The organism is Pseudomonas sp. HS6 (genome assembly GCF_023375815.1).
Lineage (GTDB): Bacteria > Pseudomonadota > Gammaproteobacteria > Pseudomonadales > Pseudomonadaceae > Aquipseudomonas.
Map to the genome: position 1 here is coordinate 5,062,093 of NZ_CP067412.1, position 19,851 is coordinate 5,081,943.

At 61.7% G+C, this 19,851-nt stretch carries 16 protein-coding genes; 12 read left to right on the forward strand and 4 right to left on the reverse strand.

Features of this window, described 5'->3' with window-relative positions:
* Nucleotides 1-188: 188 nt before the first annotated feature.
* On the forward strand, nucleotides 189-4,484 hold the full coding sequence (locus JJN09_RS22960; RefSeq protein ID WP_249483918.1) for a DEAD/DEAH box helicase: 4,296 nt from the start codon (nucleotides 189-191) through the stop codon (nucleotides 4,482-4,484).
* A 137-nt stretch (nucleotides 4,485-4,621) separates the two neighbouring features.
* Here JJN09_RS22960 and JJN09_RS22965 read toward each other — a convergent pair whose 3' ends face one another.
* Nucleotides 4,622-6,727, reverse strand: a complete 2,106-nt coding sequence (locus tag JJN09_RS22965; RefSeq protein WP_249483919.1) for a mechanosensitive ion channel family protein — start codon at nucleotides 6,725-6,727, stop codon at nucleotides 4,622-4,624.
* Between the two features lie 372 nt (nucleotides 6,728-7,099).
* Here JJN09_RS22965 and JJN09_RS22970 point away from each other — a divergent pair, with 372 nt between their 5' ends.
* The 4 genes from JJN09_RS22970 (at nucleotide 7,100) to JJN09_RS22985 (ending at nucleotide 11,549) form a co-directional block, all read left to right on the forward strand.
* Complete coding sequence (locus tag JJN09_RS22970) at nucleotides 7,100-8,311, forward strand: MFS transporter (RefSeq protein ID WP_249483920.1); 1,212 nt, start codon at nucleotides 7,100-7,102, stop codon at nucleotides 8,309-8,311.
* 171 nt (nucleotides 8,312-8,482) lie between these two features.
* Complete coding sequence (locus tag JJN09_RS22975) at nucleotides 8,483-9,280, forward strand: endonuclease/exonuclease/phosphatase family protein (RefSeq protein WP_249483921.1); 798 nt, start codon at nucleotides 8,483-8,485, stop codon at nucleotides 9,278-9,280.
* The gene (gene clsB, locus JJN09_RS22980; RefSeq protein ID WP_249483922.1) at nucleotides 9,277-10,563 is read left to right on the forward strand and encodes a cardiolipin synthase ClsB; all 1,287 of its coding nucleotides are present in this window, start codon (nucleotides 9,277-9,279) and stop codon (nucleotides 10,561-10,563) included. Before JJN09_RS22975 ends, clsB begins: the two co-directional genes overlap by 4 nt.
* Complete coding sequence (locus JJN09_RS22985; protein ID WP_249483923.1) at nucleotides 10,560-11,549, forward strand: lysylphosphatidylglycerol synthase domain-containing protein; 990 nt, start codon at nucleotides 10,560-10,562, stop codon at nucleotides 11,547-11,549. Before clsB ends, JJN09_RS22985 begins: the two co-directional genes overlap by 4 nt.
* Here the strand turns inward: JJN09_RS22985 and JJN09_RS22990 are convergent, their stop codons facing one another.
* The 3 genes from JJN09_RS22990 to JJN09_RS23000 all read right to left on the reverse strand — a co-directional run bounded on the left by JJN09_RS22990 (nucleotide 11,550) and on the right by JJN09_RS23000 (nucleotide 14,581).
* Complete coding sequence (locus tag JJN09_RS22990) at nucleotides 11,550-12,308, reverse strand: S9 family peptidase (protein WP_007955615.1); 759 nt, start codon at nucleotides 12,306-12,308, stop codon at nucleotides 11,550-11,552.
* The gene (locus JJN09_RS22995) at nucleotides 12,298-13,407 is read right to left on the reverse strand and encodes a DUF3182 family protein (protein ID WP_249483924.1); all 1,110 of its coding nucleotides are present in this window, start codon (nucleotides 13,405-13,407) and stop codon (nucleotides 12,298-12,300) included. The genes JJN09_RS22990 and JJN09_RS22995 overlap by 11 nt, the downstream gene beginning before the upstream one ends.
* 178 nt (nucleotides 13,408-13,585) lie before the next feature.
* Nucleotides 13,586-14,581 carry a GlxA family transcriptional regulator gene (locus JJN09_RS23000; protein ID WP_249483925.1) on the reverse strand — a complete coding sequence of 332 codons (996 nt, stop codon included), beginning with the start codon at nucleotides 14,579-14,581 and terminating at the stop codon, nucleotides 13,586-13,588.
* A 101-nt stretch (nucleotides 14,582-14,682) separates the two neighbouring features.
* Between JJN09_RS23000 and JJN09_RS23005 the strand changes: the two genes are divergently transcribed.
* The 7 genes from JJN09_RS23005 (at nucleotide 14,683) to JJN09_RS23035 (ending at nucleotide 19,850) form a co-directional block, all read left to right on the forward strand.
* Complete coding sequence (locus JJN09_RS23005; protein ID WP_249483926.1) at nucleotides 14,683-15,237, forward strand: cysteine hydrolase family protein; 555 nt, start codon at nucleotides 14,683-14,685, stop codon at nucleotides 15,235-15,237.
* 154 nt (nucleotides 15,238-15,391) lie between these two features.
* Nucleotides 15,392-16,060 (forward strand): YjfI family protein, encoded by a 669-nt coding sequence (locus tag JJN09_RS23010; protein WP_249483927.1) that lies wholly within the window; start codon nucleotides 15,392-15,394, stop codon nucleotides 16,058-16,060.
* Between the two features lie 17 nt (nucleotides 16,061-16,077).
* Nucleotides 16,078-16,776 (forward strand): PspA/IM30 family protein, encoded by a 699-nt coding sequence (locus JJN09_RS23015; RefSeq protein WP_249483928.1) that lies wholly within the window; start codon nucleotides 16,078-16,080, stop codon nucleotides 16,774-16,776.
* Nucleotides 16,777-16,899: 123 nt separating this feature from the next.
* Nucleotides 16,900-17,535: a DUF2491 family protein gene (locus tag JJN09_RS23020; protein ID WP_249483929.1), complete on the forward strand. Its 636-nt coding sequence runs from the start codon at nucleotides 16,900-16,902 to the stop codon at nucleotides 17,533-17,535.
* A gap of 13 nt (nucleotides 17,536-17,548) precedes the next feature.
* On the forward strand, nucleotides 17,549-17,974 hold the full coding sequence (locus JJN09_RS23025; protein WP_085712345.1) for a DUF350 domain-containing protein: 426 nt from the start codon (nucleotides 17,549-17,551) through the stop codon (nucleotides 17,972-17,974).
* Between the two features lie 17 nt (nucleotides 17,975-17,991).
* Nucleotides 17,992-18,690 (forward strand): DUF1190 domain-containing protein, encoded by a 699-nt coding sequence (locus JJN09_RS23030; protein ID WP_249483930.1) that lies wholly within the window; start codon nucleotides 17,992-17,994, stop codon nucleotides 18,688-18,690.
* Between the two features lie 2 nt (nucleotides 18,691-18,692).
* Nucleotides 18,693-19,850, forward strand: coding sequence for a glutathionylspermidine synthase family protein (locus JJN09_RS23035; RefSeq protein WP_249483931.1), 1,158 nt, complete (start codon nucleotides 18,693-18,695; stop codon nucleotides 19,848-19,850).
* Nucleotide 19,851: the final 1 nt, after the last annotated feature.

Genomic DNA, 19,851 nt, shown 5'->3' on the forward strand with positions numbered 1-19,851 from the left:
GCTAGGGATTTGTGCCGAAGCGACTGGCCCTATCGCTGCGATGCGGCGGGCCGACAAGCCAGCTCCCACAGGTTCTGCGCTCACTGCGGTCCTGTGGGAGCGGGCTTGCCCGCGATGGGGCCTTGGAAATCACTGAAGATCCCCAGTGGTACTTGCATCTTCGGGCGCCCACCCGCATAACCATAGCCATGAATCTGCCCCTCCCCAAGGACGTGGCCCTGGCAGGCTTTCACCCCGCCGTCAGCGCCTGGTTCAGCCGCACATTCGCGACGGTCACCGCCGCCCAGGCCCGCGCATGGCCGTTGATCCGCCAGCGCCGCTCGACGCTGATCGCCGCACCCACCGGTTCCGGCAAGACCCTCACCGCTTTCCTCGCCGTGCTCGACGACCTCGTCCACCGTGGCCTGGAGAGCGCAGACGGTCTCCCCGACGAAACGCTGGTGGTCTATGTCTCTCCGCTAAAGGCGCTATCCAACGACATACGCATCAACCTGCAAAACCCGCTGGCCGGAATTTCCGATCAGTTGCGTCAAATGGATCTTCCCGCGCTGGAAATCACCACTGCCGTGCGCACCGGCGACACTCCACAGAAAGAACGCGCCGCCATGCGCAAAAGCGCGCCGCACATTCTGGTGACCACCCCGGAATCGCTCTACGTGCTGCTCGGTTCCGAGTCCGGGCGCAAAATGCTTGGCACCACACGTACCGTGATCGTCGATGAAATCCACGCCATCGCCGCCGGCAAACGCGGCAGTCATCTGGCCTTGAGCCTCGAACGCTTGCAAGCGTTATGCGCCGAACCACTGACCCGCATCGGCCTGTCGGCCACGCAAAAGCCGATCGACGCGGTCGCGCGGTTTCTGGTGGGTCATGACCGTCCGTGCGAAATCATCGACATCGGCCACGCCCGTCCACGGGATCTGGGCATCGAAGTGCCGCCGGTGCCGTTGTCAGCCGTGATGGCCAATGACGTTTGGGAGCTGGTCTACGACCGCCTCGCCACGCTCGCCCGTGAACACCGCACCACGCTGATTTTCGTCAACACCCGGCGTCTGGCTGAACGCTTGAGTCGACATCTGAGCGAACGCCTCGGCAAGCACGCGGTGGCCGCGCACCACGGCAGTCTCGCCAAGGAGTTTCGCCTCGACGCCGAGCAGCGCCTCAAGCGCGGCGTGCTGCAGGTGCTGATCGCCACCGCATCGTTGGAACTGGGGATCGACATTGGCGAGGTCAACCTTGTGTGCCAGATTGCTTCGCCGCGTTCGATTGCCGGTTTTCTGCAACGGGTCGGCCGCTCCGGACACCAGGTCGGCGGCACGCCCAAGGGGCGCCTGTTTGCCACCACTCGCGACGACCTGATCGAGTGCGCCGCGCTGCTCGACTGCGTGCGCCGGGGTGAACTCGATACCCTGCACATCCCAGAAGCGCCGCTGGATGTGCTGGCCCAGCAGATCATCGCCGAGGTCAGTTGTCAGGAATGGGCCGAAGACGAATTGCTCGCACTGTTCCGCCGAGCCGAGCCCTATGCCCGCCTCGACGAAAAACATTATCAGGCGCTGCTGAGCATGCTCGCCGAGGGCTACAACGGTCGTCAGGGCATCCGTAGCGCCTATCTGCATCGCGACGCAGTAAGCCGGACTTTGCGAGGACGACGCGGTGCGCGACTGACAGCCGTGACCAGCGGCGGCACCATTCCCGACAACGCCGACTACAGCGTGTTGCTGGAACCTCAGGGTTTGAACATCGGCAGCGTCAACGAAGACTTCGCCGTAGAAAGCATTGCTGGCGATGTGTTCCAGCTCGGCAACACCTCCTATCGAATTCTGCGGGTGGAAACCGGCAAGGTGCGGGTCGAAGATGCCCAGGGCCAGCCGCCGACCATCCCGTTCTGGCTCGGCGAAGCGCCCGGTCGCAGCGCCGAACTGTCGATGGCCGTGGCACGCCTGCAAGCACAGCTCGACGAATTGCTGAGTGCGAGTCCCGGCAACCTGCAACCGGCCCTCGACTGGCTGACCGCAACCCTCGGTCTGGATCTGGCCAGCGCCGAACAGCTTGTGGATTATCTGGCCCGCGCCCGTCTCACCCTCGGCGCCCTGCCGTCGCAAGATACGTTACTGATGGAACGGTTTTTCGACGAGTCCGGCGGCACCCAACTGATCATCCATTCGCCTTTCGGCAGCCGCATCAACCGTGCCTGGGGGCTGGCCCTGCGCAAGCGCTTCTGTCGCACCTTCAACTTCGAATTGCAGGCCGCCGCCAGTGAAGACGCGATCGTGCTGTCGCTGTCCACCAGCCACAGTTTCGAACTGGACGAGGTCTGGCGTTACCTGCACAGCAACAGCGCCGAGCATATCCTGACTCAAGCGGTGCTCGATGCGCCGTTGTTCGGTGTGCGCTGGCGCTGGAATGCGGGCGTGGCACTGGCCCTGCCGCGCTACACGGGCGGACGCAAAGTCGCGCCGCAATTGCAGCGGATGAAAAGCGAAGACCTGATCGCCAGCGTGTTTCCCGATCAGATCGCCTGCCTGGAAAACCTCGCCGGCGAACGGGAAATTCCCGAGCACCCGCTGGTGGAGCAGACCCTCGACGATTGCCTGCACGAGGCGATGGACAGTGAGGGCTGGCTCAATCTGCTGCGGCGCATGGAGCGCGGCGAAGTGCGGCTGATCGCCCGTGACCTTCCGGCGCCCTCGCCGCTGGCGGCGGAAATCCTCAGCGCCCGCCCCTACACCTTTCTCGACGACGCGCCGCTGGAAGAGCGTCGCACTCAGGCTGTGCTCAACCGCCGCTGGAGCGATCCGCAATCAACCGATGATCTCGGCGCGCTGGATGCCGATGCGATCAACGCTGTGCGCGAAGAAGCCTGGCCGACACCGAACAGCGCCGATGAAATGCACGAAGCGCTGATGAGCCTGGCCTGCATCAGCGACAACGAAGTCGAGGTCAATCCGCAGTGGCGCGACTGGCTGAATACCCTGGCCGAGACCGGGCGAGCCTGCCGATTGCAGATCGATCCCGAGCATTCACTGTGGCTGGCGAGAGAACGCCTGACCTGTCTGCAAGCGCTTTATCCACAGGCGCATTCGGCACTGCCAGCGTTGCCCGGTTTCGACGAAACATGGGCAGCCGATGATGCACTGATCGAATTGATCCGCGCGCGGCTCGGCGCATTCGGTCCGCTACCGCTGGCGGCGATTGTCGAACCTCTGGCCTTGATGCCGACCTCTGTCCATCAAGCCCTCGCTCATCTGGAGCGCGAGGGTTATGTACTGCGCGGCCAGTTCACGCCGGGACTGAAGGCGGAAGAATGGTGCGAACGGCATCTGCTGGCGCGAATACACCGCTACACCGTCAAGCGCTTGCGCCGGGAAATCGAACCGGTGGCGTTGCAGGATTTCATGCGCTTCCTGTTCGACTGGCAGCACTTGTCCCCGTCCACCCGAGGTCAGGGCAGCGCCGTGTTGCCAGCGATTGTCGGTCAGTTCGAAGGCTATCCGGCTGCTGCTTCGGCGTGGGACAGCGACATCCTTCCCGCGCGACTCAAGGACTATTCACCAAGCTGGCTGGATGATCTGTGCCGCAGCGGAAAACTGGTGTGGATGCGCCTCAGCGCCCGGCAAAAGACCAGCGGTACAGCGTTGCGCAGTACGCCCGTTGTGCTGTTGCCGCGCAGTCAGGTCGGGTTGTGGAGCTCGCTGGCCGAGCAGGCGCCGATTAGTGAACTGTCGCCCAAAACGCAGAAGGTCTTCGAGGCTCTCAGCCAGCACGGGGCGCTGTTTTTCGATGAGCTGATTCATGAAGCGCACCTGCTGCGAACAGAACTGGAAATCGCCTTGCAGGAGCTGGTCGGCGTCGGGCTGGTGAATGCCGACAGCTTTGCCGGGTTGCGAGCACTTATCACCCCGGCGAGCAAGCGCCAGCAGCGCAGCAGTCGACGCGGACGCGGGGCATTTGTCGGAGGCATGGACGATGCCGGGCGCTGGGCCCTTTTACGCCGCGGGTCGGCTGTGGAAAACAGCCAGACTGCGTCGCCCGAAACCCTCGAACACATCGCCATGACTTTGTTGCGCCGTTACGGCGTAGTGTTCTGGCGTCTGCTGGAGCGTGAGGCAGACTGGCTGCCGAGCTGGCGCGAACTTCTGCGCACCTTTCATCGACTGGAGGCACGGGGCGAGATTCGTGGCGGGCGGTTTGTCAGTGGTCTGGCCGGCGAACAATTCGCCCTGCCCGAGGCGATTCCGCTGTTGCGCGAAGTACGCCGCCGCCCTCATGACGGTAGTCTGATCGCGGTGTGTGGCGTCGATCCGCTGAACCTCGCCGGCACCTTGTTGCCCGGCGCGAAAGTACCAGCACTGACGAGCAATCGGTTGGTGTATCGCGACGGCTTGCCGGTCGCTGCCGAGGTCGCGGGCAAGCAGCATTTCTGGGTGGAGCTGGATCAGGTTTCCATGGAGCAGGTGCGCAGCAAACTGATCCGGCATTGATGTAAACCGATCTGGCCTCTTCGCGGGCAAGCCCGCTCCCACAATTATTTGTGGTGCACCTGCTGTTCAGAATCACACCGAATCCTGTGGGAGCGGGCTTGCCCGCGAAGGGGTCGGCACATGCACCACAAGAACTCCTATTGAGTCGGCGATTGCTCCGGCAACACCACCGACGAATGCTCCGGCGCCACCTCTTCTTCCTGTCGCTTGGGCAACAAAACCTGCTGTGGATAAGTCTGCGCGAAATGCACCCACGGGCTGTTATCCACAAGCTTTTTCAAACGCTGGTTGAACGCACGGCTCACCGCGTATTGCCCGCCCGACACCGTACGGAATTGTGCGGTCAGCACCACGCCGTTAAGGTCCATCCTGTCCACGCCGAACACATCCAGCGGCCCTTGCAGGTTGTATTTGAGGAACGGGTCTTCGCGGATCGAATCCCCGGTTTCGCGGATCAGCTCGATGGCTTTTTCGACATCGGTGTCGTAGGTGAACTGCACAGAAAAGAACGCGAACGCAAACTGCCGCGATTGATTGGTTACAGCCTTGATTTGACCGAACGGCACCGAGTGCACAAAGCCCTTGCCGTCACGCAGTCGCAGGGTGCGAATGGTCAGTCCTTCAACCGTGCCGGCATGCCCGGAATCGAGCACCACCCAGTCGCCGATCGACAGGGTGTCTTCGATGATGATGAACAGCCCGGTGATCACGTCCTGCACCAATTGCTGCGAGCCGAAACCGATGGCCAGGCCAACCACCCCGGCACCCGCCAGCAGTGGCGCCACGTTGATCCCCAGATTGGCCATGGTGGTGATCGCGCAGATCACCACCAGGATGATTTTGATCGCGTTGCGCAGCAGCGGCAGGATGGTTTTCACCCGGGTGCTGGGCTGACGTGCCGAGCGTTTGCTGACCGGCGGTTTCAGCGCTTCCTGAATCGCCGTGTCGAGCACCACCCACAACAGCCACGTCACGAGGAAGATCAACCCGATGCTGCTCAAGGCATTGCTGATCGCCCGACCAACCGTGCTGCTTTGCGCGAAATCAATCAGCGACACGCCCCAGATCCGCCCGAGAATATCGATGAACGCAATCGCGATGACGATCCGCAGCAACGCATGCAGCAGGCTGAGAAAACGCTCCTTGTAGGCGCTGCTGCGCTGGATCGCCTCGGCTCTTTGCGACTTGAACAGGTGCTGGAGAATCGTGCTTAGAAACACCGTGCCAATCAGCAGCACCGTGGTGAACAACGCACAACGCAGGGCTTTTTGATTGTCCTCGCCGATGCCGATCAAATTGACCGCCGACACCAACACCATCAGCACGATCGGCCAGTACCAGAGCCCGGAAAAGATCCGCAGCGATTCTTGCAGTGATGGTTGTTTCAGACGCTGGGCCAGCGAGCGATTGCGGATAAGGTGCGCCACCGGCCGGCGCAGGCGAATCACCAGCAAGCCGAAGATGATCGACGCCAGCAGACCGGTGAACACCGCGATGCTGCTGGTGATGTTGCCACCCAGTTGCCGGGCAATCTGCGGACTGGTCAGGGCGTCACTCAGCGCGGCGAGAAAGCCAATCAGGAACAGCGGTTTCGGGCAGTAGTCGCGGATGATCTGCACCGCTCGTCGCTTGTGTCCGGTATTGAACATCACCACTACGCACAACAGCATCGAGGTGGAAAAAATGCCGCTGCTGGTGGCGTAGGCAAAACACAGCGCCAGCGCCCGGCCGACCGAGGCCGGCAGGAAGTGGCTGACGTACAGGGTCAACGGCAGACAGATCAACGCAGGCAGCGTGTAGGGCAACAGGTAGCCGAGCAGATCCTGACTACGCTGCCGGGTACGCAGCCAGCGGCCCTCGCGCATCCGCTTGGCCAGAACGCTGCCAAGCACGGTCAACACGGCAAAGGTCCCGAGCCACACGCCAGACAGCATCATGAAGTCTCCGGCCACGCTCCACCCGGAACGATCCGACGGCTGATTGACCAGCCTGTCGACTTCATCCGCCGCCCGGTCCGCGCGCAGGCGCCAGGCGTCGACCAGATGTTCGTTGAGATCGAGTTTGTCCTGCACGTCGTCGATGCTGGAACTGATGGCGCCGAGCAGTCCGCCCTGCACGATCGGTTCCGGTTTGGCCGGCTCTTCACTGGCCGCCGGAACACCCGGCAATGTGGCGGCCTGGAGCATTTGGCCGCCGGAAAACAGCAGCGCCCCCAATAGAATTGCGATCCTGAACCTGGTCAAAACGCAGAGCTCCCTTGGTTGAACGTGTAAGGAACTGATCGACATTTGACCGGCAAAGTTCAAGAGCGCCCTCATCGGAACGCCGCCCGCCCAGCCCTCTCCCGGAGGGAGAGGGAGCCGACTGAGTTGCTCTCACAAGCTATATCGACCGGAAAGCTCCCGGTCGAATGCAGGAATTGAAAAGCCACGCAGATCGGCTCCCTATCCCCCCTCGCCCCCTTGGGGGCGGTCCGACGTTTCGGGAGGGCTGGGTTGAGGGGGTGCTTTTGATCTTTGCTCCCAGATCAAATATCAAATGCCCATCCCTGTATTTTTCCACCCCCACCAAACCCCGACACTGCGCTCCATTCAATCCTCAACCGGAGTGCTGTCATGCCCATTGCCTTGCTCGCGCTGACCCTCAGCGCCTTCGCCATCGGGACGACCGAGTTCGTCATCGTTGGCCTGCTTTCCACCATCGGCGCCGATCTCGGCGTCAGCCTGCCGTCCGCCGGGCTGCTGGTCAGTCTCTACGCCCTCGGCGTGGCCATCGGTGCGCCGGTGCTGACCGCGCTCACCGGCAAAGTCCCGCGCAAACTGTTGCTGCTGTCGCTGATGGTGCTGTTTACCCTCGGCAATCTGCTGGCCTGGCTGGCACCGAGTTATGAATCGCTGGTGTTGGCGCGGATCGTCACCGGCCTTGCCCACGGCGTGTTCTTCTCCATCGGCTCGACCATAGCCACCAGCCTGGTGCCCAAGGAAAAGGCCGCCAGCGCGATTGCGATCATGTTCACCGGGCTGACCGTGGCGCTGGTCACCGGCGTGCCGCTGGGCACCTTCATCGGTCAGCATTTCGGCTGGCGTGAAACCTTCCTCGCCGTGTCGGCGCTGGGTGTCATCGCGTTCATCGGCAGCTTGCTGTATGTGCCGAAAAACATCGCCCACAGCAAACCGGCCTCGCTGCTGCAACAGTTGCAGGTGCTCAAACAACCGCGCCTGCTGCTGGTCTACGCCATGACCGCCATCGGTTACGGCGGCTCGTTCATCGCCTTCACCTACCTGGCGCCGATTCTTCAGGACATCTCGGGCTTCAGCGCCGGCACGGTCAGCCTGGTGCTGCTGGTGTACGGCGTATCGGTCGCCGTCGGCAATATCTGGGGTGGCAAACTGGCCGACAAACGCGGGCCGATCAGCGCTCTGAAAATAATCTTCGCCCTGCTCGCCGCCGTGCTGTTCGTCCTCACTTTCACCGCCGGCAATCCGTGGCTGGCATTGGCCACCGTATTGGTCTGGGGCGCGGTCGCCTTCGGCAACGTACCGGGTTTGCAGGTGTACGTGGTGCGTCAGGCTGAACATCACACGCCGCAAGCCGTCGATGTGGCGTCGGGGTTGAACATCGCTGCGTTCAACCTGGGTATTGCCGGCGGTGCGTGGGGTGGCGGTTTGATCGTCGAGCACATCGGCCTGATCCACACCGCATGGATCGGCGGGCTGGTGGTACTGGTGGCATTGGCGCTGACAGCCTTGAGCGGTCGCCTCGACCGACTCGGCCCGGTGTATGCCGAACCCGCCGAAGGCTCCGCCCGCATCGTTGCCGGCCACTGATCCGGCGAATACCGACCGTCCGTAGTCCCGTCGAAACTTTCCCGAACCGCCCGCAGTCATCCACAGACAGAGGCGGTACGAGGACTTTCGACGGGAGAACGGCATGACAGCGATTCACATCGATGGCCCACTTCGGCGCAGCAAGCGCCACACCTCGGCAGGCATGCCGTCATGAGCATTCCCGAGCCGGTCGGCGTCACCGATGAACAGGCCACCGTCATCACCACGGTGCGCCGCTTCACCGTGCTGACGGTCAACACCCACAAGGGCTTCACCGCGTTGAACCGGCGTTTCATCCTCCCGGAACTGCGCGAAGCGGTCCGCAGCGTGTCCGCCGACGTGGTGTTCCTGCAGGAAGTGCACGGCACCCACGAACACCATCCCAAGCGTTACAACAACTGGCCGACGATGCCGCAATACGAATTCCTCGCCGACAGCCTTTGGCCGCAGTTTGCCTACGGGCGCAACGCGGTGTACCCGGAGGGCGATCACGGTAACGCCCTGCTATCGAAGTTCCAGATCGTGCGCCACGACAACCTCGACGTTTCCATCAGCGGTCATGAAAACCGTGGTCTGTTGCATTGCGTCCTGCGCCTGCCGGGAGACGATCGCGAATTGCACGCGATCTGCGTGCACCTGGGCCTGCGTGAAAGTCATCGCAACGCACAGCTCAGGCTACTGGGCAAACGCCTCGCCGACCTGCCCGACGATGCTCCGGTGATCGTCGCCGGCGACTTCAACGACTGGCGCCAGCGCGCCGATGCGCTGCTGAAACCTTGCGGCCTGCACGAAGTGTTTGCCGAGCATCAGGGCAAACCGGCGCGCAGTTTTCCAGCGCGCTGGCCGGCGTTGCGGCTGGACCGGATCTACGTGCGCAACCTCAAGGCCAGGATGCCGAAGGTGCTCGCCAACCGCCCCTGGTCGCACCTCTCCGATCATGTGCCGCTGTCAGTGGAGATCGAACTATGAGCAGCGCACCGCTGGAAAAATCCGCCGTGGAACCGATCACCATCACCCCGCCGATCCGCGAGCCCGGTCACGTCGATGTCGACTATGGCTGGCAGGGCAACAACCGCGTCGAACTGCTGGAAAACGGCGAGGCGTATTTCCCGCGAGTCTTCGACGCCATGCGTTCAGCGAAAAGTGAAATCCTGCTTGAGACCTTCATCGTTTTCGAAGACAAGGTCGGCAACGAGTTGCAGGAAATTCTGATCGATGCCGCCCGGCGTGGCGTGCGCACCACCGTCAGCCTTGACGGCTTCGGCTGCGGCGAATTGAGCACCGGTTATCTGACCGCGTTGAGCGAGGCCGGTGTTCACCTGCAAATCTTCGACCCGGCGCCCAAACGCCTGGGTTTTCGCACCAACTGGTTCCGGCGCCTGCACCGCAAGATCGTGGTGGTCGACGGGCTGATTGCGTTCATCGGCGGAATCAATTTTTCCGGTGATCACCTGGCGGATTTCGGCCCCGAGGCGAAGCAGGATTACGCGGTAGAAGTTCAGGGCCCGGCGGTGGCCGACATCCATCATTTCGCCCTGCTGCAAAGCGGTCGCCCCGGTCGGGCGCGGTTCTGGTGGCAGCGCCGGCGCCAGCGTCGGGCGGAGATGGCATTCACCGAGCACGACGGTCAGGTCCGCCTGGTATTTCGTGACAACGACCAGCACCACACCGATATCGAAGACGTTTATTTGCAGGTGTTGCGCCGCGCCCGGCGGCGGGTGGTGATTGCCAATGCCTACTTCTTTCCCGGATACCGCTTGCTGCGCGAGATGCGTAACGCAGCCCGGCGCGGCGTCGATGTGCGGCTGATCCTGCAGGGCCAGCCGGACATGCTGGTGGCCAAACTCGCAGCGCGCATGACCTACGACTATCTGCTGAAGGCCGGGGTGCAGATCCACGAATATTGCGAGCGTCCGCTGCACGGCAAAGTCGCGCTGGTGGATGAGGAATGGAGCACCATCGGGTCGAGCAATCTCGATCCGTTGAGCCTGTCGTTGAATCTGGAAGCCAACGTGCTGATCCGTGACCGCGCCTTCAATGGTCATCTGTTTGAACGTCTCGAAGATCTGAGCAACAACCACTGCAAAGCGATGGACGCCGGCAAGTCGCCGCGCGGGCGCCTCTGGCACATGACCGTGGGGTTTCTGGTGTTTCACTTCCTGCGCCATTTCCCGGCCATGGCCGGCTGGCTACCGGCACACAAACCACGGTTGAAACCCTTTATCCGCACCACCGGGAGCGATCCGTCATGAGCCGTTCCGATGCTCCCGCCGCCACCCATTTGAAGCCTGCGGCCACGTCTCGCTGGAGCCGCTGGAAGCGTCCGCTGACGTTGCTGTTTTTCCTCGCGCTGATCGTCCTGCTGACGATGTTCGCCAGCCGCATCGAATGGACTGAAGTGCTGCAGACCCTCGCCGACTTCAAGGTGCGCACACTGATCATCGCTTCGAGCCTGACGCTGTTGAGCTTTCTGGTGTACGCCAGTTTCGATCTGATTGGCCGCACTTACATTCGTCAGGATCTGACCTGGAAACAGATCCTGCCGGTGGGCATCATCAGTTACGCATTCAACCTCAATCTGAGCGCGTGGGTCGGCGGGATCGCCATGCGTTATCGGTTGTACTCACGGCTCGGCGTGAGCAAAAGCAACATCGCCAAAATCCTCGGACTGAGCCTGGCCACCAACTGGTTCGGCTACATGACCATCGCCGGTGCGGTGTTCAGCAGCGGGCTGGTGCGCATGCCGCCGGGCTGGAAAGTCAGCACCGATGCGTTGCAGGGCATCGGCGTGTTGCTGCTGTTGCTGAGTGCCGGTTACCTGGTCGCCTGCCAGTTTTCCAAACGGCGCGAGTGGTCGATTCGCGGGGTGGAAATCAATCTGCCGTCGCTGCGCATGGCCGTCCTGCAACTGTTGCTCGGCGCGCTGAACTGGTCGTTGATGGCGGCGGTGATTTTCACCCTGTTGCCGGGCAAGCTCGACTATCCGCTGGTGCTCGGGGTGCTGCTGATCAGCGCGATTGCCGGGGTCATCACCCACATCCCGGCCGGGCTCGGTGTGCTGGAAGCGGTGTTTGTCGCCCTGCTGCAACACGAAGCATCGCGCGGCAGTCTGGTGGCGGGATTGCTGGCCTATCGGGCGATCTATTTTCTGCTGCCGCTGCTGATCACCGTGGTGATGTATCTGGTGGTGGAAGCCAAGGCCAAGGCGTTGCGGATCGAGAAAAAGCCAAAGTCCTGATCAGCGCGACTGAATGATGCTCAACCGTTCGCCCACCACCATCTCGGTGATCCAGTCGACCAGGATCGAGGTGTAGGCCTGCTGAGAAGTTGGATCGCTCAGGGCATGGTCGGCGCCGTCGATGATCCGGTGGGTCAGCGAGTGGGTCTGCTGACACGCGGCGCGGTAACTCATGATCGTCGCGTGGGGCACGTAGTCGTCGGTTTCCGACTGCACCAGCAGCACATCGCCGGTGAATTGCGAGCAGGCGTGCAAGGCGCGGTTGCTGTCGGCGCGCACCAGCGTGCCGCGATAATCGCGCAGATCGGCCTTGTCCAGATCGCGTTTGGGCGTGTGCCATTGTTCGTCGCGATACAGCGCCGGAACGCGCAGTGCCAGCCAGCGCACCGGGCGCAGCGACGTCAGGATCGAGGCGAGATAACCGCCGTAGCTGGTGCCGACCACCGCAATGGCCGAGGTATCCAGCGCCGGGTGGGCGAGCAGTCTGTCGTAGGCCGCCAACAGGTCGCGCAGGTTGTCTTCACGGGTGACCCGGCTCAGCGGAATACCGGTGCCGCCGGTATGCCCGCGCAGGTCAAACGTCAGGCACACGCAGCCCAGACCAGCAATGCCTTTGGCCCGTTCCAGATCCCGCTCCTGGCTACCGCCCCAACCGTGCACAAACAACACGCCGGGGACTTTCGATTTGGGACTGAGGAACGTCCCGCTCATCTGTTCGTCATCAATGTCGATCTGAATGCTTTCGCTTCTAGCCGTCATAGGATTTGACCGTTACGTATTTGAGGAGAAAGTCGCTGTTCTCGGCCGGGCCGCGATAGACCTCGATGGCATCCGCCGGCAGGGTCTGATCGATGTAGGTTTCCACCGACGAAACTCGGATAGCGCGCATCGACGGATCGTTGACGAAGCTCTGCAACGCCGCCACTTCCGCACTGCTCGCGCCGCCCATGCGCCAGGATTGTTCGAGTACGCCGCTGCGTGGCTGGCCGTCGCTGTCCAGGCCCTGGGCGATGTCATAGTTGCGCCGCGATGCGTAGAACCGTGGATAGGCTTCATCCGCTGCACTGTCGAAAACCTGCGCCTGTTCGATGGCCAGCCGCACATCGTCCGGCAGATTTAGTGTCAGCAATTCCTCGTAGCCGCCCTGCACCACCAGCAGGTTCGAGCCGCCGTACACGTCTTCGCCGTGGGCGTCTTCGGTCAAGTATTGATCACCGCAGTAACTGAGCACCCGGTCCCCGATGAATGATTGACCGACGCTGTGGGTGACCACCTCGCTCAAGTCCTGTTCCAGCACCACGCCTTCGCTGAACTGCTTGGCAATATCCGGACGCGCGAGGATTTCGTCGAAAGCGTCGAGGCTCGTGATCACCTCCTGACCGCGACCGGCGCACGCATGAATCGGTTTGAGGCGGATCGGAGCGCTGTACAACAGATGCTCGGCGGCAGGTCGCGCATCTTCCAGCGCAAACACACTGAGCCCGTCGAGCACGACATTGCGCGTACGCTCGGAAAACAGCGGCGACCAGCCTTGCGGCGCGTGGGCCAGGTGACTGCGCAAACCATGGCTGATGGCTTTGGTGCAGATGAAATCGTGCTCGACGAAACCGCCCCACAGATCGTCCGGGCCTTTGATACCCAGCTCATGGGCCTTGGCGGCGCCGACGATGGTTTGGGTCGGCAGCAAATACAGGTCGCGACCTCGGTGCTTTTGCGCGTCGTAGCTGCCGCCGAATTTCAGCCCGAGAATCTGCGCCAGCCAGCGGGCCAGCGCCTTGTTGGTCTGCACTTCGTGTTGTGGCGCGCCGGGGCGTACGGAATGGGCGACCACTATTTTGTTGCGAGGTGTCGGGGCCATGCGTCCCCCTTCCAGCGGCTCGGTGAATGTAGGTCAGACGGTGCAGAGATCAGGCCAAACGGCTGCTGCGCGAAACCTCACGCAAATCAGTGAATTAACCTTTTCGTACTGGCACCCCTCCCGTTTCAATCTGCACGACCGGCGCCATGGTCCCGGTATTTTGCACGACCGTAAGACGCTATTTCGCCAGCGCCGTCGGCGGTGTTACGCCAAACCGCGCCCGATAATCGCTCGGCGCCAGCCCGGTGATTTTCTTGAAGATCGCGCGAAACGCTCCCGGATCCTGATAACCCACCGTCCACGCAATGTGATCGATGGTGCCGTTGGTGAACTCGAGCATTTCCCGCGCCTTGCCGACCCGCAGGTGCTGGCAGTATTCGGTGGGTTTGAGGCCGGTCGCGGCACGGAAACGGCGCAGGAACGTGCGCTCTTCCAGTCCCGAGCGCTCAGCCATCGAGGCCAGCGAAACGTCAGTCGCACCGGTGCTTTGCAGCCAGTGTTGAACCTTGAGAATCGACGCATCGCCATGGCTGAGGATCGGCGCGAAATTGCTGCCGCAGGCACTGGCGCTGTCGCTGTGTTCCATCACCAGAAAGCGCGCGGTGGCGCTGGCGATGCTCGGCCCCAGCAGACGATCGACCAGTCGCAGCCCCAGCTCCGACCAGGCCATCAGCCCGGCCGTGGTGATCAGGTCGCCGTCATCGACAATCGGTGTATCAGCCTTGAGCTTGATGTCTGGATAACGCTCGGCAAACGCCTTGGCCGAGGTCCAGTGAGTGGTGGCGCTGCGACCGTCGAGCAGACCGCTTTCGGCCAGCAACCACGAGCCCACGCAAACACCGCCCAGCGTGGCGCCACGAGCATGCTGATCGCGCAACCATTGCAGCAATCCCGGCGATGCCTGCTCTGCGCTGAACCCAGCGATCGAAGGCGGGATCAGCACCGCCAGCAAGCCCGTTTCTTCAGCGGGATGGCTGTCGTAGATCCTGACCGGTGCCTGCTCGTTCTCGACCTGCCAGTGACTCACCCGCAGTCGTGGCAATTGCGCGGCCTGATGTTCGACAGCGATTCGATCGGCGACGCCGAACAGGTCAGTCAGGCCATGCACCGCCGCCAGTTGCGCGCCGGGGTAAATCAACACGCCCAATTCGGCAACGGCCCTTTCAGCACCCATTGTCAGTTTTCCCCTGTCTATTGTCGGTGCGGCCAATCCTCGAAACCGTGGCCAGCGCCAATACTGACTCCACACCCAACAAACACTTCGAGGACACACCCATGGCCAAGCAAGCGCTCATCGTAGTCGATATCCAGAATGACTACTTCCCCCAAGGCAAGTGGCCGCTGGCCGGTGTCGACGCCGCCGCCGATAACGCCGCCCGGCTGATCGCGGCGTTTCGTGAAGCGGGTGATCCGGTGATCCATATCCGTCACGAATTCACTTCGGCGGATGCTCCGTTCTTCACCCCGGGCTCCGAGGGCGCCAAGCTGCACCCCAAGGTGCTCAACCGCGCCGACGAACCGGTGGTGCTCAAGCATTTCGTCAACTCATTCCGCGAAACCGAACTCCAATCGATCCTCGATGAACAAGGCATCAAGGAACTGGTAGTGGTCGGCAGCATGAGCCACATGTGCATCGATGGCGTCACCCGCGCGGCGGCGGATCTGGGTTACACCGTCACGGTGATCCACGATGCCTGCGCCACCCGCGATCTGGAATTCAATGGCATGACCGTGCCGGCGGCCTACGTGCACGCTGCGTTCATGTCTTCGTTGGGTTTCGCCTACGCCAGCGTTGTTTCCGCGGATGAATTCCTCGCGACCAGCCGTTAATCCTCGCCCGCGAACCTTCGCAAGAAACACAGGCCCGCCATGTTGCGGGCCTTTTTTCGCGCACTGAAAAAATCTCACGCGTGAGCCATTGATGGCACTTTGAATTGGTTGTAGTGTGGCTCACGCGTGAGATGTTCATAACGGAGTCATCGCCATGAAAAGCAACTCCCCTGCAACAAAATCGGAGAGCCCGAAGGGAGTGCGCTCGACAACGTCCGCGAAAAAACCATCCAGCTTCTATATGAAGCAGATGCGCGCGGGCCTGGCTGCCGCCGGTTATGTGAAACACGAAACTTGGGTGCTTCCCGAAAACCGAAGCTTGCTCAAGCAAATGGAGCAACAGCTACGCCAACCGATTCTGGCTGGCTCTTTCATGTCGGAGAATTACATGAGCGCAGGCAACAACTGGAACATCGATAGCCTCTACAACGCTTTCAAGGCACTGGACGAGGTGGCTTCGCAAGAGATCACGCTGTCCCTGATCCAGAGCTCCGAACCCAGCCTCAAGCTGGAAATGAACGAATTCGGCGGCCTGCCGATTCACATTGCCCTGGCTGGTCAGCAAATCATCGTTGACACCGTGCTGGTGGATCGCGATTCGATCAGCAACGTGCCCGCGTTCAACGATGCCGTACTGCGCAGCCGTGAACTGTTCCCGCTGTCTTCCATCGGCATCGAATCGATGCCCAATGGCCAGGTCGTTTACAACATGTTCGGCGCACTCAGCGCCGACTCGAGCCTGACCAACGTGGTCACCGAGGTGAAAACCCTGGTCGATAACGTGCAGCGCGCCAGCGAAGCCTTCGAACATTTCTTCAAGTAATCAACAGGGAAAGTCCAATGACTCAGTCCATCTGGAACAAGTTGTTCACCGCACTGCGCGGCGGCGCCAATGAAGTCGGCGAAGCGATCGTCGACCAACAGGCCCTGCGCATCCTCGATCAGGAAATCCGTGACGCCGACAGCGCCCTGTCCAACGCCCGTCGCGAACTGGTCACTATCATGGCCAAGCACAAACTGTCCGCCGACCGCGTGAGCGAGTACGACGCCAAGATCAAGGATCTGGAAGCCAAGGCTGTTTCGGCCCTGAACGCTGGCCGTGAAGACTTGGCGATGGAAGTGGCCGAAGCGATTTCGACCCTGACCAACGACCTGACCACCGAGAAGGCCCAGAGCGACGAGTTCGGCACCTACGCCGACAACATGCGCAAGGACATCAACAAGGCCGAAGCACGAATCAAAAGCCTGCGTCAGCAAGTGGACATGGCCAAGGCCCGTGACAGCGTGCAGAAAGCGCAGGTCAGCGCATCCATCGCCAGCGGCGGCGCCAACGGCAAGCTGGAAACCGCAGTCGGCACCTTGAACCGTCTGCAGGAAAAGCAGAAGCAACGCGCGGCCGAGCTGAACGCTCAGGACGAACTGGCCGATGCCACGACCGGCAACGACCTGGAGCGCAAACTGCGCGACGCCGGCATCACGCCGAACGAGGGCAGCGCCAACGCGATCCTCGAGCGACTGAAGCAGAAGTCGGCTCAGTAAGGCCAGCCAGAGAACAGAAGGGCACCGGGTGCCCTTCTTTTTTGCCTGCTCGTTTGTCACGAGGCCGGTACACTAGCGGCGTTTTGCCAACGAACACCTCCACCCGCTTCAAGGAATGTACCCATGGGATGGTTAAAGAACTTGCTGGGGACCCCGGCTCCAGCACCTGAAGCTGTCGGCGGCCCGCTTGGCCTGGCACAGGGCAAGGGGATCCGGTTCGATTCGACGCTCGGCCTGCTGCTCGATGGCAGCACCTCGGTACGGGTGCCCGATGCCCAGGCCATCTGGAGCGCCGGCTGGATCGACCTCGGCCAGTCGAACAAGCTGCATCGCTATTACCTGAACAACGAAGATTTCTGGCTGCAGGTGCATGTCACCGGTGACGATCAGATCGAATCGGTGACGCTGTTCAATTACGTCAGCTACGTCACGGTCAACAGTGACGCCGAGCTGCAGCGCCTCGCGGGCCCGAACAGCCTGATCGGCCTGCCGGCCTACAGCCATGAGGGCGTGTCCTTCACCCGTGAATGGGGCACCGAACGCGGCCAGACCGAACTGGTCCCGCTCACCGAACAAGTGATCAATCCCGACGAGTCCTACACCATCGAACACCATTCGATGCTGTACGCCCGGGAAACCGGCCTGACCGACCGTCGTGAGCTGTTGCTGTTCTCCGTCGAACAGGACGAAGAAGGCACCGTCAGCCTGAGCACATCGCTGGGCATCTCGCTGTACACCACCGATCTGAGCACCATTTAAAAGGAAGTTCCCCATGCTGGAAGTGCTGTCCGTTTCCCTGAACAAGGCCGCGCTGGTCGGTTTCGCCGCCTACCTGATCGGCGCCGTGCTGCTGTTCATGCTGTTTCAGTTCGTCTACACCCGCATCACGCCGCACAAGGAATTCGAACTGATTCGCGGCGGCAACAATGCGGCTGCCATCGCCCTGTCGGGTGCGATCATCGGTTTCGCGATTCCGGCGAGCAACATCATCGCCCACTCGATCAACGTCCTCGATTTCGTGCTCTGGGCGGTCATCGCCGCTGCGGTGCAATTGCTGGCATTCCTGGCGACCGGACTGGTGCTCAAAGGCACGTCCCAACGCATCGCCAACGGTGAAGTTGCCGCCGGCATCTACGTCGCTGCGGTGGCGATCAGCGTTGGCATGCTCAATGCCGCGTGCATGACACCGTCCTACTGATCGGCAGGAAGCCTGAGATGAAACGAAGCAAGTACGTTCAACTGTCCCTGGCGGCCTCGGTGGCGCTGGCGATTTCCGGCGAAGTGGCCGCCCAGGAACAACGCAACTTCCAGAGCGTGGAACAGTGCGTCGACGCCGAAGTGGCCGCCGATGCCTGCTCGAACGCCTATGTCGCGGCCCTGACTGAACACCGGCGTATCGCCCCGGCCTATGACGACAAGGACAAGTGCGACGCAGACTTCGCCGCCGGCTGGTGTCAGAAAAATTCCGACGGCCGCTTTGTGCCGAAGCTGGGCGGCTTCAAGGTGCCGCAAAACGTTGAGCCGGCGCAGAACCTCGATGCGATCGCCAATGCGCAGATGCCCGCGGGTGACTCGGCACCTGCCCAGACGACACAGAGCACTTCCCATGTTTCCAGTGGTGGCGGTGGCGGTGGTAACGGCTGGCTCAGCGGGTGGCTGATCGGCAATGCCATGAGCAACAATCGCGCAAGCGACACACGGACGGTCTATCGCGATCGTGATACTCGCCAGACGTACGACACTTCGACGCTGAACCGACGGATTGAATCTGCTCCGACGACTCGAAACGATTCGGACTACACCAGCTCCCGCAGCAAATCGGTCAACGTGGCCTCTTCGACCTCCCGTGGCGGCTTCGGCAGCCAGTCCAGTGCGCGCAGTGGCTGGGGCGGCTGGGGCAGTTCGAGCAGCTGACCATGAAGAAGATCCATTGCGCCGAGCGCCACGACTGGAAACACACCGCCGAAAGCCTCGGCTTCCTGTTTCACACCATCGACGACGAGCCCTACTGGGACGAGCGCGCCTACTACCAGTTCACGCTCGCGCAGATCGAAAACGATCTCGAGGATCCGACCACCGAACTGCACGAGATGTGCATGGACCTGGTCGACCGGGTCGTGCACAGCGAAGAGTTGCTCGATCGCCTGAGCATCCCCGCGTCGTACTACGACATGATCCGAACGTCCTGGCTGGAAGGTCATCCGCATCTGTACGGACGCATGGACTTCTCCTACAGCGGCAACGGCCCGGCAAAGTTGCTGGAGCTCAACTACGACACGCCAACCAGCCTGTACGAAGCGGCGGCGTTCCAATGGGGCTGGCTGGAGCAATGCATCGAGCGCGGGATGCTGCCGCGCCATGCCGACCAGTTCAACAGTATCGACACCCGCCTGCATGAGGCGTTTGCTCAGTTAAAGCTCAAGCGTCCGTTCTATTTTGCCTCGATGAAAGACTCGGTCGAGGACAGGGGCACCACGGACTATTTGCGGCTGATCGCGGAAAAGGTCGGCATCGAATCACGGCACATCGATATCGAAGACATCGGACTGACTGCCGATGGACGTTTCGTCGATCTTGAAGATCGCTGGATTCCGCACCTGTTCAAACTGCACGCCTGGGAGTTCATCTTCCACGAGCCGTTCGGTGCCGCCATCGCCGAATGCGACACGCAGTTTTTCGAACCGGCCTGGAAATCCATCCTCTCCAACAAGGGCGCCCTGCCCCTGCTCTGGGAACTGCACAAAGGCCATCCGAACCTGCTGGCGGCGCATCTCGATCCGAATCCGGGCAGCGCAGTGCCAAAAGGTTGGGTACGCAAACCGTACTTTTCCCGGGAAGGCGCCAACATCGAGCTGCAAACTGCCGACGGTCTGATCGTCAAAGAGGACGGTCCCTACACGGACGCGCCCTTCATCCTGCAGGAATTTGCACCGCTGCCGAAGTTCGATGACAGCTATACGCTGATCGGCTCTTGGGTGATCGGTGACCAGGCTGCCGGTATCGGCGTACGTGAAGACAACAGCCTGATCACAAAGGACTCAAGTCGGTTTTTGCCACACCTGATTCTTGACTGAT

Bases quoted from the DNA above. Each gene is read 5' to 3' on its own strand.
- JJN09_RS23020 (WP_249483929.1), top strand. From the start codon at position 16,900: ATGGGATGGTTAAAGAACTTGCTGGGGACCCCGGCTCCAGCACCTGAA.
- JJN09_RS22990 (WP_007955615.1), bottom strand. From the start codon at position 12,308: ATGACGGCTAGAAGCGAAAGCATTCAGATCGACATTGATGACGAACAG.
- JJN09_RS23010 (WP_249483927.1), top strand. From the start codon at position 15,392: ATGAAAAGCAACTCCCCTGCAACAAAATCGGAGAGCCCGAAGGGAGTG.
- JJN09_RS23025 (WP_085712345.1), top strand. From the start codon at position 17,549: ATGCTGGAAGTGCTGTCCGTTTCCCTGAACAAGGCCGCGCTGGTCGGT.
- JJN09_RS23030 (WP_249483930.1), top strand. From the start codon at position 17,992: ATGAAACGAAGCAAGTACGTTCAACTGTCCCTGGCGGCCTCGGTGGCG.
- JJN09_RS22975 (WP_249483921.1), top strand. From the start codon at position 8,483: ATGAGCATTCCCGAGCCGGTCGGCGTCACCGATGAACAGGCCACCGTC.
- JJN09_RS22995 (WP_249483924.1), bottom strand. From the start codon at position 13,407: ATGGCCCCGACACCTCGCAACAAAATAGTGGTCGCCCATTCCGTACGC.
- JJN09_RS23005 (WP_249483926.1), top strand. From the start codon at position 14,683: ATGGCCAAGCAAGCGCTCATCGTAGTCGATATCCAGAATGACTACTTC.
- JJN09_RS22970 (WP_249483920.1), top strand. From the start codon at position 7,100: ATGCCCATTGCCTTGCTCGCGCTGACCCTCAGCGCCTTCGCCATCGGG.
- JJN09_RS22985 (WP_249483923.1), top strand. From the start codon at position 10,560: ATGAGCCGTTCCGATGCTCCCGCCGCCACCCATTTGAAGCCTGCGGCC.
- JJN09_RS23035 (WP_249483931.1), top strand. From the start codon at position 18,693: ATGAAGAAGATCCATTGCGCCGAGCGCCACGACTGGAAACACACCGCC.
- JJN09_RS22960 (WP_249483918.1), top strand. From the start codon at position 189: ATGAATCTGCCCCTCCCCAAGGACGTGGCCCTGGCAGGCTTTCACCCC.
- JJN09_RS23015 (WP_249483928.1), top strand. From the start codon at position 16,078: ATGACTCAGTCCATCTGGAACAAGTTGTTCACCGCACTGCGCGGCGGC.
- clsB (WP_249483922.1), top strand. From the start codon at position 9,277: ATGAGCAGCGCACCGCTGGAAAAATCCGCCGTGGAACCGATCACCATC.
- JJN09_RS23000 (WP_249483925.1), bottom strand. From the start codon at position 14,581: ATGGGTGCTGAAAGGGCCGTTGCCGAATTGGGCGTGTTGATTTACCCC.